Origin of the sequence: Microcoleus anatoxicus, assembly GCF_042465725.1 — a bacterium.
Taxonomy (GTDB): Bacteria; Cyanobacteriota; Cyanobacteriia; order Cyanobacteriales; family Microcoleaceae; genus Microcoleus; species Microcoleus anatoxicus.
Genome location: NZ_CP120853.1, coordinates 1 through 15494, shown reverse-complemented (window position 1 = coordinate 15494; position 15494 = coordinate 1). Strand labels below are relative to the sequence as shown.

At 43.6% G+C, this 15494-nt stretch carries 10 protein-coding genes and 1 pseudogene; 1 reads left to right on the top strand and 10 read right to left on the bottom strand.

Going from position 1 to position 15494, the window contains the following annotated elements; all coding sequences use genetic code 11:
* Positions 1–127: 127 nt before the first annotated feature.
* The 8 genes and pseudogenes from P2A85_RS00055 to P2A85_RS00020 form a co-directional block, all read right to left on the bottom strand.
* Complete coding sequence (locus tag P2A85_RS00055; RefSeq protein WP_377476911.1) at positions 128–1498, bottom strand: sensor histidine kinase; 1371 nt, start codon at positions 1496–1498, stop codon at positions 128–130.
* 611 nt (positions 1499–2109) lie between these two features.
* Positions 2110–2682, bottom strand: coding sequence for a hypothetical protein (locus P2A85_RS00050; protein WP_377476910.1), 573 nt, complete (start codon positions 2680–2682; stop codon positions 2110–2112).
* A 74-nt stretch (positions 2683–2756) separates the two neighbouring features.
* Positions 2757–4322: a hypothetical protein gene (locus tag P2A85_RS00045; protein WP_377476909.1), complete on the bottom strand. Its 1566-nt coding sequence runs from the start codon at positions 4320–4322 to the stop codon at positions 2757–2759.
* A gap of 78 nt (positions 4323–4400) precedes the next feature.
* Positions 4401–5771: an oligosaccharide flippase family protein gene (locus P2A85_RS00040; protein ID WP_377476908.1), complete on the bottom strand. Its 1371-nt coding sequence runs from the start codon at positions 5769–5771 to the stop codon at positions 4401–4403.
* A 65-nt stretch (positions 5772–5836) separates the two neighbouring features.
* Positions 5837–7066 (bottom strand): RNA-guided endonuclease InsQ/TnpB family protein, encoded by a 1230-nt coding sequence (locus P2A85_RS00035; RefSeq protein WP_377476907.1) that lies wholly within the window; start codon positions 7064–7066, stop codon positions 5837–5839.
* Positions 7047–7671: pseudogene (locus tag P2A85_RS00030) on the bottom strand (IS607 family transposase). Before P2A85_RS00030 ends, P2A85_RS00035 begins: the two are co-directional and overlap by 20 nt.
* A gap of 140 nt (positions 7672–7811) precedes the next feature.
* Complete coding sequence (locus tag P2A85_RS00025) at positions 7812–8600, bottom strand: TIGR03943 family putative permease subunit (RefSeq protein ID WP_377476906.1); 789 nt, start codon at positions 8598–8600, stop codon at positions 7812–7814.
* A 97-nt stretch (positions 8601–8697) separates the two neighbouring features.
* Complete coding sequence (locus tag P2A85_RS00020) at positions 8698–9777, bottom strand: permease (protein WP_377476905.1); 1080 nt, start codon at positions 9775–9777, stop codon at positions 8698–8700.
* Positions 9778–10297: 520 nt separating this feature from the next.
* Here P2A85_RS00020 and P2A85_RS00015 point away from each other — a divergent pair.
* On the top strand, positions 10298–11737 hold the full coding sequence (locus tag P2A85_RS00015) for a sensor histidine kinase (protein ID WP_377481772.1): 1440 nt from the start codon (positions 10298–10300) through the stop codon (positions 11735–11737).
* Positions 11738–12093: 356 nt separating this feature from the next.
* Here the strand turns inward: P2A85_RS00015 and dnaN are convergent, their stop codons facing one another.
* Both dnaN and dnaA read right to left on the bottom strand, forming a co-directional pair.
* Complete coding sequence (gene dnaN / locus P2A85_RS00010; protein WP_377476904.1) at positions 12094–13233, bottom strand: DNA polymerase III subunit beta; 1140 nt, start codon at positions 13231–13233, stop codon at positions 12094–12096.
* Between the two features lie 887 nt (positions 13234–14120).
* Positions 14121–15494: a chromosomal replication initiator protein DnaA gene (gene dnaA / locus P2A85_RS00005; protein WP_377476903.1), complete on the bottom strand. Its 1374-nt coding sequence runs from the start codon at positions 15492–15494 to the stop codon at positions 14121–14123.

Here is a 15494-nt window from a genome sequence, read left to right as displayed (position 1 = left end):
ATGGTTTCGATGTTACCGTCTGGTGAGCATCTGGCTAGGTTCTGGTGCTAACTGCTTGCCTTGGTTTGACAAGACTTTTGATGGTAGCCAGACTGTCTGCGATGTCAAGTATGTCCACAAAATTCTTTCAAAGTGCCTTTCGATCGCAGGTCTGAACTATAGGTAGCAGGATCTCGAATTCGGTGTTGGGTGCCGGTTGCGATCGCAAATTTAGTTTACCAGCGTGCTTTTCTGTGATGATTTGATGACAGATAGCCAGCCCCATCCCGGTTCCTTTACCTACTGGTTTGGTGGTAAAAAAGGTCTCAAATATTTGCTCCTGAATTTCTGGGGGAATGCCTGGGCCGTTATCGGTAATAATAATTGCGGCCCATTTCCTGTCATCGACTTCTACTACTTTGGTGGTAATTTCGATCCGGGGATACCAATTTTGCGGGTACTGCCCATTCATTTCGCGATCGCTAGCCCCCTCTGCCAAGGCATCTAGAGCGTTGATTAACAAATTTAAAAATACCTGACTTAACTGACCAGAATAGCATTTTATCAGTGGCAGGTCCCCATAATTTTTTACAACTTCTGTGCTTTGTTTCAATCTATTTTTTAGGATTAAAAGTGTATTTTCTATGCACTCATGGATGTCTGTACTAAATGGCTTACTTTCGTCCATGTGAGAGAAGTTGTGCAGACTGTTAACAATTTTGAGCAATTGTTCAGCCCCAAATTTCATACCTTCTAGAGTGGCTGGTAAATCTTCTCGTAAAAAATCAAATTCGATCCTTTCTTTGATAGCTGCAATTACAGGAGATGGCTCGGAAAATTCTTCTTCGTAAGCTGACATTAGTTCGAGCAAATCTTCAAAATAAGACAGCAGAAAATTTAAATTACCCCAAATACAGTTGAGGGGATTCCTAATTTCGTGAGCTACCCCTGCGATAATATTTCCCAAACTTGCCATCTTTTCTGTTTGAATCAACTTGGATTCTGTTTGCTTTTGGAGCAATTTATTGGTTAATTGGTGAATCTTTGATTGAGCTACCATTAACTGTTGAACGTCTAACAGCCAGTAGGTCTCAGGGGCTACTTCGACTACTATGGGATCGTAAACTAATTCGGCTGGTCTGTAGAGCGATTCCTCGGCTGCTTCTACTATTAATTTAGTGCCTGATAGTATGAGCATATCTTTTCTAGAAAAACGATATAAAACCTCTATTGGTCGTTTAAAAAACATTTCTATACCGTAGCGCCGGTTGACTCTTTCAAAAAATAGGCTTCGGGAAATGATGCCGACAAACTTCCCCCTATCCGTCAAAATAACGCCTGGCAGTAATGGTTTTTTGTCAAAAGCCTGAGCCACTTCTTTTGCCTGTTGAGTTAATTCAATTTGGCAGTTGTATAGGGGCAGGTCTAGGAGGGTTGATTCTAAAGAGAGGTTCCAAGTACAAATTTCAGGTATATGCAACACTGATAACTCCGAGTTAAACTCATGCAAAGCAAACATTGATGAAACCTCTGTTAAATATTTTATTGATAGATAACTAAAGTTGCTGGTCATTCATACTTAATCCGTCATAGTTAATTGGTGATGAGTCATTGGTAAGCAAGTCAGTAGTTTTGATTTTTAAGTATCGAGGGCATGAATTTGCAACTCTTTAACTTAAACATTACTCAGTTCCAGAGCGTTGTTCGCCAAGGACAGCGGCCATCTCAAAACTTTTTTGTTACCGATTCTCCTCTTCTCCATTGTCCATTCCCATCAAGTAATTTGCAACAGCACCCCATCGGAAAGCCCGATCGGGTCAGCATTGTCTGCTAAAAATATTGTTTCTAAATCAATGTTAAGGGATAAAAGCTGTTGTGGAACTTACAGATGTTTAATATAAACTTTTTACCATAAAATACCCTAAGATCGCGTATTTTCCTAAAATCTTAAAATTTTATAAACTGGCTAATGTTATTTTTTATACAATGTTCGGGGTGCTGGCAGAGTATTTCAATTGGGAATTTGGGAGGTGGGGGTTTTCCCCACAGATACCTCTGGGGGCTGATTAAAAATGATGGGTAACTGTGCAGTTTCTCTAGGGAGAATTCGAGACAAGAGAGGAAATTGCTTCAGGATTGCGGTTCTACTTCTGACCATAGACGTTCTAATTGATACCGCCAAGCTGCGAGAGTCTGTTGGCGAGACTCTGGTCCGAGTTCCATTTCCCCCATCAAGCCTTCTGCGTAAAAACGGTCTAAAGTCTGAAGGGTAGTTTCCACAGACTGTCCCTGAATCTTGGCAGCTTTGATGATTTGACGGATACGGGTTTCGATCAAGTCGTCGAAAAAGTCTGACAAACCGCGCTGTTGTAGAGCCAGCAGTCTGGCTACGGCGGCGGAAAAATCGGCAGTGGCCAGAGTAGTCAAGTTGTGCTGAAATACTCCCCATAAGATATTTTGATGTAGGGCGTAACGAGTTTCGAGGGTGTTGTCAAAGTTAGCTTCTAGCAGTTTATCGAAAATTTTTTGAGTGGATGTGGCATCGGCGATGGGGATCAAAATCCGCAGCCAACTGCTGTCTTCTGAAAGCAGCACTAGCAGGCGAAACTGGGGCGTTTCTACTTGCCAAGAAGTGGCTGCAGCCATCTCCACACTTTCACCAAATAAATCTTTGAGGGTATGGGTAATTTCTTCGGGAGTCATAGGATTTTCGATTTTCAATTTGAGATTTTCGATTTGAGATTAGCCGGCTGGGTGGGTTCAAATTTCAAATTTGTTTAGGGTAGCCAACGGGGGTGATAGCCCGCAAAAGGCAGTTCTTCGGGCTGCACTTTGGGTTGAGAAACGTCGGGAGGTATTTCTATTAAGGGTAGCAGCCAAAGGCGACTGCTGGCGATCGACTGTCCGCTATCATTGCGAGGACTGGTTGGTGTTAAGGGTTGTGCTGATGTGACTGATTGGTCAAACAGTAATGCCAGTCCGTCGGGAGATAAACTGATTTGGGTATCTAATTGGTTGGGTAAAATTAGCAGGGGTTTGATGCTTCCTATCAGACGAGTTCCCTCTTTTTTGAGGTCGATGGCGGCAATGAAAGGTTGTTCTTTGTAGTCTTCTGTTTTCAGACGTTGGGATAAAAGGCAGTATAGGCGCTGGAATTGATTGTCTTTGTCTTTGCGGGGGTCGAAATGGATGGTGATAATGCTGCCGGGAATTCGCAATATTTCTTGTTCTACGCCTTGGTTGTCTAAGATGAAAAGCGATCGGGTAAAGTCGGTGTTGTATTTAACATAGGCTGCGGCGGAGTTGTCGCGGGCCATGCCTAATACTTGTTCGTATTTGGGCAAGAATTCTACTGGTTCTGCTTGGGGTTTGAAGGGGACGATGGCTAATCCTTGTTTTTGAGATATTACCATCGATTTGTTGTCTGGCCGAATCATAAAATCACCACCTTGTTGATTTTCCAAGGGTCGAGGTGGCATTTTTTCTTCTAAAATCCAAGGACTAAAATCTGCGGGATTACGGCGGTTGACGCGGGCAATAACTATGGTTTTGCCGTCGGCTGAGAGGTCGAATTTGAGGTTTTGATAATCTTTGGCATCTAATAGTTTGTCGATTCTACCTGCTGGCTGCGGTGGTGACACTTCCGATCCCGATTGGGGATTGAGGCCGGTGGTAACAGTGAATAGTTCTTGGCTGAGGGTGGAGCCTGCTTTGACTTGCGATCGATCTGTTGCTAAGAATAAGATGCGATCGCTATTAGGATAGGGTTTAAAATCGGTGACGACTAAATCTTTGGGAGTTAGGGGGATGGGTTTCGGGTCGGTGCTGGAGAGATTGACTAACATTAATCTGCTTTCTGCTTCGCCTTTGACGCCGATGTAAGCAAAAGCTCGATCGCGACTGCGAAAGGAAGCGCTAAATGGTTGAATTTGCCTTCCTGGATTTTGGTTGTTTTCTCCTCCGTATTTGTCCGTGGCTCCTGCGAGTTTTAATGTGTAGGTAACGCCGTAGGGTGCGGGGTTTTTGAGGGTGTAAGCCATGCGCCTTCCAGCCCAGCTAAATTTGCCGGGGAGAGGTGGTTCTATTTTTAAGTTTTCTTCGACGCTGGAGTGATTCATGGGGCGAAAGAATGTGAGGATAAATCCCGTATCTGCCGCCCCGATTTGTTGGTTTTGCCAGGTAAATTCTCGGACTCGCGGTGCTGTGCGATCGCCCGACAGCAGCAACAGTCCAATTAACAGGCTCAGTCCTAGCATCAAGATGATTGCCGTGCGGTCGATCGGCTGTTTAAATAGCCCTACATTCAACGAGGAAAGATTAATTTTTTTATTTAAAATACTCACTAATCTTTCTCTCCTCTTGCCTATCTAAATTTCTGCCCAAACTTAAAAACTTAATTAACACTCTCTGCGGTTGTTTTACTAAAATAGTTTACCTGGTAATAGATCCGTCGGTAACAGGTGGTCGATCGGTAAACCACCACCAAAATGATATCTACAAAACAGTATAGTTGCTAGTATCCCTAAAAACAATGCTGTTAATTTAAAATCTTCCCAAAAACAGAATAATTTTTCTTTCCAAAGACCGTAGGTAATGACTAAATAAGTAGGAATATCGCCCACAGCTACAGCAATCACAGCACCTAAATAACCCAGGAAATGATATCCGACTGGTATGCCAATAGTTATGCTCAAGAAAGTTGCAAAATTGCCAATAGCTCCGTACTGAGATTTGCCTATAGCTAACAGACAAGAACTCATCAAATTGTGGAGGGTGGTGTGCCAAATTCCTAAAGCCAAAATAGGCAACATCCAAGATGCTGCTATATACTCTTTTCTGTACAGGATTAAAATTATTTGATCTCCAAAACTGACAAAAAATGCTAAACCTATGGCTAGAGGGATCAGAATCAGGTTGCGGTTCTTAAGAATCTTGGCGCGCAATTCTTCGCGAGGCAAGTCTGCTAGCATGGAAATAGAGGGAAAAATCACCTTGCCACCAATGGCGATAATCACTTGACGTGGCATATCACCGAGGGTGAAAGCAATACCATAAATGCCCAACATTGTCAAAGAAAATATTTTTCCTAGAACGAGCCGATCGGCTTGAGAACATAGAAAAAATAAAAGTGTAGACAAAAATATCCATTTGCCATAAGAAAATATTTCTTTAACTGCTTCTCGATCCCAAGTGAAGCGGTGAGGCCGATCGCGAATTAACAAATGACTCCAGATTAACTCTACTAAGGTACTACTAAAACCACCAGCCAGGATCGCCCAGATGCTGGGATTTAAGAAAGCCCAGATAATCATCACTGTAGTAGAAATTATTTGGGTGCCAAACTCAAAAATTACTACTTCCTTGACTGCCATTTTGCGGTTGAGGCTGAATATGGAAGTGGAGTTGAAACCTCCGATCAGGGTGTTGATACCGATCACTGGAATCAACCACAGCAGATCTGGTTTTTGGTAAAAAGTAGCCACAGGCCAAGTGACTAACATTACACACAACCACACAAAAAAGCTGCGAATAATTTGCATTGTCCAAGCGGTGTTGATAAATTCTGGATCGTCTCCACGCTTGTTCTGGATGATACTTGGCCCCAGACCGATATCTGAGAATAGGTGGACACCTACGATGAAAACATAAGCAAGACCGACAAGACCAAATAGTTCTGGCAAAAGCAGCCGTGTCAGGATGAGGTTACTGCCAAATCGGAGAATTTGACTGCCTCCATAGCTGATGATAGTCCAGATTGCGCCTTTGATAGCTAGTTTTTTTTCTGATGACATAAACTTTAAACTTATCTTCTCATCATGAGTCTAGTTGCTGCATTTGCTATTGGCAACTGATACTTTTAATCCAGACAATCCCCGACAATCGGTGAAAATCTGAAGATAGCACACTCATCAGACACATCTGAGAGTATGGTGGTATCCCACAAAGCTTTGAGGAAAATCCCCAAAGCGCCATTAAAATCGCGGGGTATTTCATAACCGCAGTTGGGACATCTAAAAGTTTTAGAGCCACCTAACTTTCTATGAATATGACCGCATTTTGTACAAGTTTTGGAAGTGTATTCTTCCGTTACTCTCACCAATCTCGAACCATAACGATTACAGAGATGTTCTAAAGTTTGCGAGAACTGATAAAATGCCCAAGTCATCATCGCTCTCGCCGACTTGGAATTAAGCTTGCGACTACCTCTTGCCACCATTTGAGATGTTTCAAAAGTGGGCAAATAAATAACATCGTAATTCCGCGCTAAGTAACTTGCTACTTGCTTGTGGATTTCAGACCGCAGATTCTTAATTCTAGTTCTAACTTTCTCGATTGCTTGTCTCAGGCGATAGCGCAACCGGGAAAAGTTACCGCCTTTCGAGCGTCCAAGTTTTGACTGCATCTTATCCAAATGCTGGCACAATCTAGCAATCTTCCCAAAATCGTACTTCCCAAATTCAGTAAAAGAATTGCCATTAAATCCAGTTAAAAAACAGCGCAGTCCGGGGTCGAGCGCGATGGTCTTTCCACCGTTTTTAGGCTCCGGTATGTCCATCTCTACGGGCATATTTACGAACCAGCGCCCTTTGTTGTAAGTAACTTCTACGGCTTTGTCGTAGTTAATCAAGCAATAATCTTGTCCAGTCCAGAGAGGCTTTTCCAAGTTTTTACTAGCATTCGCCATTAAATGACCACTCTTATAATCACCAGGGTCGAACTGAATAGTCTGTTTTTGATCGCGAATTGACCTAAATCGAGCTAACTTCAGTCCGACCAAAGGATTGGGTTTTGCATTTTTCCCCTTACCTAGTTGAGCGGGCTGTTTGTCGGTTTTCTTCCAAGCTGTATAAGCCTCGAAAAGGGCGTTATCTAAACCGTGAGCAATTCCTAATTCTTTGCACCATTCGGGAATTATTTTGCAGCCTAATGTTTTACAAAAACTGCGAAACGCTTGTTGACCGGAGGTCTTCAGAACTGGTTGATTGGTTTTCTTGTCCACCGTGTAATAAGTAAACTTTCCTTGGTTTTGATTCAAGTACGCAATCGCATTATTGTAAACCTTGCGGTTAGCGTGAATCCTCAGCATCCAGACTTTTTTCGTTTCCCCCTTTGGATAAACCCGGTACGTCAGAGTCTTCAATGATTTGCTTTTTATACTTCCTGAGTCCGTACAATCGGCAACGGTCGCCGTGGATAATGGCGAGTATATCTTCAACCATCTCGCGTTCTGGACTAAGTGAACTATTGTTGAGAACCAAAATCTTACACCCGCCCCGCTCCGCAAACCATGAGATAATATCGAATCCGAATCGACACAATCTATCTTTTGAGGCAACGACAACCATTCCGATGTCACCTGTGTAAATTTGTTCCAGTAGGGCAATAAGACCTTTTCTTTTGAAATTGAGGCCACTCCCGATGTCTTGGATAATTTCACATCCGGGGTAGCGAGACAGAAGAAAGTCAGCCTGTCGGAGAAGGTCGGCTTTTTGACTTCGACTGCTAACTCTGGCGTAGAGGATGGTTGGTTTAGTAGATGGAATATTGACAACTGAGTCGCAGTCGTAGCGTCGTTGTCCTGATGGCGTTCGGTACGCTTTGATTTTCCCTTCTTTTTCCCACCGCTAAGCGTGTTTTTGAACATACTCCAAGTCGTTGAATAGCGATTCTTGGTGGTACATATGTGGACATATTGGGTTTGGGTAGGTGAATTATCTCAGTCTACACCAATTGTCAGATTTATGACGGGAATGTCTAATGAAATATTGTCCTAGGGATTACTCTTGCAGGATACGGAGGCTAATATTCTTCACGGGCTTTTTGCGAGATGTCTAATAATCATAAGGGTTTTTTGGTTCGGGAATTGATTTGAGGGAATCAGCCTGAATAGTTAATTTGCGTTTCCCTTGCAGTTCTTCTGAGATGGCTTCTCCTTCTATTTCTAACCAACTGTCTGGAGGAAATGCAGTGCGGCTTTGACCGATCGGTAATTTTACCGGCAAACCGACTGGATAGGCATCTGCGGCACAGCAGGTAATGATAAAACGACCGATCCAAATATATTGCTCTGATACCTTGGGCGGGTGAATTACAAATCCTTGAACCTTGACTTTTTGACCTATATATGTGTCAGGCTCTGGATTGAAATTTAACAGGCGCACCCACTCGATGAGCGATCGCTTTTCTGGTTTGGTGGTATTGCGAAATTCTTGGGGTTGCAGTCTGGTGATGGGGAGGGATTCAGTCAGGCCTCGTTCTAATGCTGTCTGACTGGTAAAGGTACGGGGTGTCGTGACTAAACCGATTAAGGCGACACTCAACATTAAGGTACTGCCAAAACTGGGGGGAAATAAAGTAATATGTTCAACTTTTGGGATTCTGGGAGAGTTGATGGTGGGTGATGTCCGAGATTTCTGGTTGCTGCGAGTCAGTTTGATGAGTTCCCACATTTTATAACCGCCAATGATGATTAAGCCAATGCCTCCGGCTACAGTCAAGCCAAAGTAATTGGGGTGAATCAAAATGCTTAATTTGCCAGTGATCCAATATTTGAGGAGCAATATTCCCCAGGATAAGATAGCTACGGTATCTAGCCAAGGACCGAATTTTTTAAGAATCATCACGTCTGATTTGAGATGGGAAATTGAAGAGTTGAGATTTGAGCATTGCTCCCGATCGCTCTTTAATTAAGTTACACTTAAAAAAATGTTGCTGATGCTAACCTAGATATAAATTGACGGCGAGGGTCATTAAAAAAGTTAACTGAGCCGCCAGTACCATTAAGTAAATTACGGCTCTACCTCGAAAAATTGATAGCATTAAACCGATGCCTTTGATGTCAATCATCGGACCAAAAACCAGAAAAGCTAAGAGGGAACCGCTGGTAAATGTGGCGGCGAAAGACAAGGCAAAAAAGGCATCTACCGTAGAACAAATCGACACGACTGTGGCTAATAACAGCATGGCGAGAATCGAAGAAACGGGGCTTTGGCCGAGGTTGAGAATTAGTTCGCGGGGGGTGCCAACTTGAACGATCGCAGCGATCGCGCTACCAACGACTAACACACCTCCCAATTCGCGCAACTCCTGTACCATACTATCTAGCAGCAGGCCCAGACGCTCTTTAGAAAGGCGGTGGAACAGGGAGGAAGGTTTCGAGGTTTTTTCAGTTTTGCCTGTTTCTAAGGGCTTCCAGTTGTCTTGTCGCAAAGATTCGATCGGCACTGCCCCCCCTGGCATACCTAGCATAAATGTCCCCGACTGCAACAGGGAAGGAGTTTCGGCTGTTAGTAGCTGTGTTTCGGAGCAATCGGGTTTTGGTAGGGGAAGGGCGCGGGCGATCGCGGGTTGTAGCAGAGGCCGCAAGTCTTTCTGGGTACTAAACACCCAGCCGATGATAGTTGCAGTGATTAGGGAAAATACCACCCGTAAAACCACAATTTCTGGCTGATCCCGAAAAGCAGTCCAAGTCGCCCAAATCACGATCGGATTGATTGTCGGTGCGGCGAGTAAAAAGCCGATCGCCACCGGTGCGGGTACTCCTTGCATCAACAACCTGCGGGCCACCGGCACGTTACCGCACTCGCACACCGGAAACAAAAACCCGACTAAACTACCGGCTAAAGCCCCCAGCAGTGGATTTCGGGGGATGCGGGCTATAAGTTTGCGTTCATCTACAAACCCCAGCAGCACACCGGAAAATAAAACTCCCAGCAGTAAAAAAGGTATAGCCTCTACTAACAAGCTGAGAAAGAGGGTGAAAGCATTATTTAACTGATTTGTCAGGGCGGGTTCCATCCATCACCTACTTGTAAACTGCGATTTTGGGCCTACCCCCCGTCATAGTAAAGACTGGCTAAAAACCCCTATTTATCGACATGGAGAGGGGGAGAGAGGGAGATGGGGAGAGAGGGGGAGGGACAAAAAATGGGGTAAATAACCCGGATTTGATATTAATCATAGCCGATCGCACAGCCAAGTTAAGATTCAGTTAAAAATCTCTGGCTATGGAATGCTAGCTGGTATTCAGGACTTCTCTAAACCAGAGACTATGGATAGCAATTTCAATTAGTTTTAAGCACAGGTTAAAAGTTTAAATTCAGGTTAAAAAGTTCCTAAATTTGGGAACTAATCGTTAATCCGCCAAAACTCAATATAAAATATAGCATAACTGCCGGGATGCCTCTATATTGCTTATACTATATATTGCTGATACTGCTATGCTTTTTTTTGGGAAAATTTAAAAAGCGGTTTGCTATGCGATCGCAGCTAAATGTCTACTTGTAAATATAACCTCTATCTTCGTGCTGATGAATTTATGTTGAATACGTCCTGCATCAAAATACCAGCCCAACTCATGCAAAATAATTCTATAGCAGAGTTCCGTTTGGAATCAACTCTTCAAGAATTGTCACTTTATGATTTTCAGGTAGAAGCTACAGATTTGGGAAGTAAAATTGCTCAGATGTTGGAGGCTTATCCCCTGCTTCCAGGAGTGATTTTAACCGATATGGGTCTATTTGCCGGCATGATTTCCCGCCGGAGATTTTTGGAATTTATCAGCCGTCCCTTTGGGCGAGAATTATTTTTAAAGCGACCTGTCAGGGCTTTGTACCGATTTGCGGAAACAGAAACTTTAATTTTTTCTAGCGATACTTTAATAGTTGATGCAGCGAGAAAGTCCTTACAGCGATCGCAAGAGCTCCTTTATGAACCCATCGTAGTTCAAACATCGCCTCAAACTTATTGTTTACTCGACGTCCACGAATTGCTAGTAGCCCAATCCAACATTCACGAACTAGCAACAAAATTGCTGCGACAACAAACACAAGCCCAATTAATTCAAACTGAAAAACTAGCCAGTTTAGGACAAATGGTGGCTGGAGTCGCCCACGAAATTAGAAATCCTGTAACCTGCATCACCGGAAATCTGGAATTTTTGTCAAAATATTCCCAAGACCTGATGGATTTGCTGTCAGCCTATGAAAAGATTGTCGGCACCAACGAAGAAATTGAGGAGATCAAAGAACGCATAGAATTTGATTTTTTAGAAGAAGATTGGGCGGAAATTCTCAAAAGTATGAAAGTTTCCGCACAGAGATTGACCGAACTTGTCACCAGTCTCCACACCTTCTCTCATATGGATGAAACCCAACGCAAAGAAGCAAATCTCCATGAATGTATTGACAGCACACTACTAATCATGAAAAACCGTCTTAAGTACGGGATTAAAGTAGTTAAAAACTATGGAGATTTGCCCTTGGTCAAGTGCTATTCTGGTCAGTTGAGCCAGGTATTTATGAATATCATCAGCAACGCGACGGATGCTTTGGAAGAACTGAAAGGAAAAACAGGTTTTGTACCTACTATTACTATTCAAACTGAGTTCATAGAAAGTTCTGAGACCAACTACATGAGTGCGGAATTAATTCAAAATTATGTCAAAGGCGATCGGGAAAATTCCCAACACCTATCTTTAGTAAGTCTCAACGGTCAACCGAACTCAGAAGCAGTGAAAAAGAATCAAAATCCTGGTTGGATAGCGCTCAGAATCGCAGATAACGGGCCTGGTATTCCGGCAGAAATTCAGCGACGCATTTTTGATACATTTTTTACTACAAAACCAGCCGGAAAAGGTACGGGCTTGGGATTGGCAATTACTCACCAAATTGTAACGGAGAAGCACCAAGGTAAGTTGAATTTGCATTCTACTCCCGGTACGGGTACGGAGTTTGAGATTTTGTTACCAATTATTTGAAGCAAAAAGTCAGTGGTTATTGGTGGCAAATTACTAACGACTAATGATATCAAATCCGGCAGCATCTGAATTATTAAAATCTCTATTTTCTCCCTCTGTGTCAAGAGTGTTCTAGTAAGGTTAAATCACCTGACGATGCAACCAGAAACGATAGGACTGCTGACTAATGAGGACTTACGCATGGGGGGTCAAAAACCCGGTTTCTGCGTGAATATTTGTCGAAAAAATCGACGTTTTTTGGAAGAAACCGGGTTTTTTGCGTCCAGGACTACTAATAGACATCTCCTAAAAAGATAGTCAACAACAGGCAGGATGCCTGTTCCACAGGAATTATGGGAGATGTCTAATGACTCTTTTTAAGCTCTTAGCTGAACAGGCATTACCAAGAAAGTAGCATTGACTCCGCCCAAAGGCTGAAAAATTACGGGGGCCAAAGCACCATTTAATTGCAGTTGAATTTCTGGGGATTGAGCCGTTTTCAAAATGTCAATTAAATACTTGACATTGAAGGCGATATCTATGCTGTCTCCCGAAATTTGCGCGGGCATTGACTCTTTGCCACTACCGACATCTTTAGCATCTACCGACAAAGTGATTTCCTGATTCACGGAGTCGATACTGCATTTGAGAATATTATTTTTTTGGTCGGCAAAAACAGCTATTCTTTCTACTGCGGATAAGAAAGCTCGCCTATCCATTGTAATTTGCCTCTCAAAGGAAGGCGGAATTAACTGGCGATAGGCTGGATACTGCCCTTCCAAGGTGCGAGTTGTCAACCGTTGGTCTGCCCATTCAAACACAACTTGACCCTGTTCAAAATGCAGGGTGACAGGTTCAGTCCACTGTCGCATGACTAGCATTCTTTCTACTTCCCGCAAGGCTTTAGCTGGAACTGTCACCTCAAATTCTTTTTCTGCTTCTTCCCCTTCAGATTTGTCATTCGCAGTTTGAACTACTGCTAATCTGTGGCCGTCTGTAGCTGCAAATTCTAGACAATCTTTTAGTACCTTTAAATGCACCCCTGCTAGTACCTGTTTTGCTTCGTCGGGGCTAGTAGCAAACAAAGTTCCTTTGAGTCCTTCAATTAAGGCTTCTGGGGGCAAATGGAGGATTGTGCCTTCTTCAATGGCGGGCAATTCTGGGAATTCTTCTGGGCCCATACCTCTGACTTGGTAGCTGCCAGAACTGCAAGTGAGATATGCTACGGTGTCTCCTGCTTCGTCTTCTAAAGTAATCTCTCCATCTGGGAGTCGGGAAACAATGTCGTTGAGTAATTTAGCGGGTATGGTAAAACTTCCGCCACCTGTCACTGCTGCTGGAAAGCTGGTACGGATGCCTAAACTTAGATCGAAAGCTGTCAAGCTAACCCGTTGATTTTCCTCATCCGCTACTAAGAGCACGTTGGCTAGTACGGGATGTGTCGGGCGAGAGGGAACGGCCCGGCTTACCAACGAGAGGTTGGCGTTGAGGTCACTTTGGGTGCAAACCAATTTCATAAAAAAGCTCGGTACGGTAAGTGGGAAACTCAGAGTCTTTAGACCTGAGAGGGAAACGACGTGGGTGGTTTTAACCACCGTGAATCTTTTTTTCCATTACCGCGCCAGGGATTGTTTGACGGGAGTGTACTTTTGTAATGTACTTTCAATGGGACAATTACCATCTCAAGCCTTGCAATCCTGTACGCATAATGGTTGCCTTTGTTGGGCCTCCCTTGCGGGGTAATGTTAGCTTCGCCAAAGTTATAAGGGCTTGTTAAGCTTGCAACACTGTTCCAGTGACTTTAGAACTGTTTAATTGCAAACGACAGAGCAGGGAACTAGCTTCGCATTCGCCCGGTGTCGTGACCCAAATAACGTAGTCAGTTAAGACTGAGGCTGGTCAGAATAGCTTGCTTCGATTTCTCTTGCAAGCTCAGTGTCTTTAGACCTGAGTTCCTGACGAGATGAAGGTTAATTAACCGGATTTGAGATAGAAACAAATCCTATCACAGAAAGTCGGTGGGGAATCCCCAGGATTTTTAGCTTGGGGCTGGGGCTGGCTTTTCTGGAGGTGGGGATAATGGTTTTAATTTTTTTGGTTAATTTTTTGGTCGATCGCACGGTGTAAACTGTGGAAAAAAATGCGAAAGGATTACTGGATCTACTTTTTTATTGATTATACCCTGTGGAAAACTTGTGGAAAAGTTGCTAAATAGTCGATCGCCCTTGCTGCGATCAGAATTTTTATACAAGGAAACACTAATGTTTTCCACAAATTCAGGGTTCTTTGTCCACAGGTTTTTCCACAGCTAATTAGAAGGAAGAACGTTGTTAGGGGAGGGGATAGGAGACCCAGAACCAGTCAACCAGGATCTAAAAAATAACCAACAACCAATAACTTCTGCTCAAATTTTACGGCTGATCGCGTTAATACGATCGCTCAATTGACGCAAGGTTTGAGACAAATTCGGGTCAGTGTTCCGCAACTGAGCAATTTTATCACAACTATAAAGCACAGTGGTATGGTCTTTCCCCCCGAAAACTTCACCAACTTTCGGCAAACTCAAACCTGTGTGTTGCCGGATTAAATACATACCTATTTGACGAGCAAAGCTAATTTCTCGCTTCCGAGAATTGCCTTTCAAATCTTCAACAGAAATGTCAAAAAAATCGGCAACTACTGCGATTACCGCATCGGGCTTTGCTTCTACACTTTCAGTTTGGGGATTCAAAACCGGGGCTATATTTTCCACAGTCATCGGTAAATCGGTAATTGAAAGATAGGCTACGGCCCGAATCAAAGCTCCTTCTAATTCGCGCACATTGGAAGTATAGCTAGAAGCAATATATTCTATCACATCTCGCGGCAACCGCATATTTTCATATTCGGCTTTTTTCTGCAAAATGGCCATGCGTGTTTCCAAGTCGGGCAACTGAATATCGGCAATTAACCCCATGGAAAATCGGGAACATAAACGCTCTTGCAAACGGGGTATTTGTTGCGGTGGGCGATCGGAAGCTAAAACTACTTGGTTTCCCGATTCATGCAAGGTATTAAAAGTGTGAAAGAATTCTTCTTGAGTGTATTCTTTGCCTTCAATAAATTGAATATCATCTACTAATAAAACATCGGCTGCTCGATAATGATCGCGGAAAGTTTGCATACTATCTTTGCGAATGGCTGCAATTAAATCGTTGGTAAATTTTTCAGTAGAAACGTAGAAAATCTTGGCGTTAGGGTCAATTTCTAAGCGATAATGACCGATCGCCTGCATGAGATGAGTTTTACCCAAACCGACACCGCCGCACAAAAATAGGGGATTGAATTCTCGGCCCGGAGACTCGGCTACCGCGAGGGATGCTGCGTGAGCCATGCGGTTGTTGGAACCGACCACAAAACGGGAAAATAGGTATTTGGGGTTGAGATTGGCGGGTTTGGGGGGATGGAGGGAGTGGCTTTCGGGGACATCGGGGGCGATCGGAGATGGCCAAATCAGTCCTTGTCCGCCGTGGCCTTCGGTTTCAGTCCCCCCAGCAATTGTCAAGTAAATGTCTACTTTATAGCCGAGAATGTCGTAGACTGCATCGGCGATGATTTTGACGTAATATTTCTGCAACCAATTGCGAGCAAAGGGGTTGGGAGTGCTGACGATCAAACAGTTATTTTCGAGTTGTTCGGCTTTGGCTGTTTTGATCCACGTCTCAAAACTAGGTCTGCTCAGTTGTACCTGGAGACGTTCAAGTATCTGATTCCACAGACTTTCGAGGGGAATTTCCAC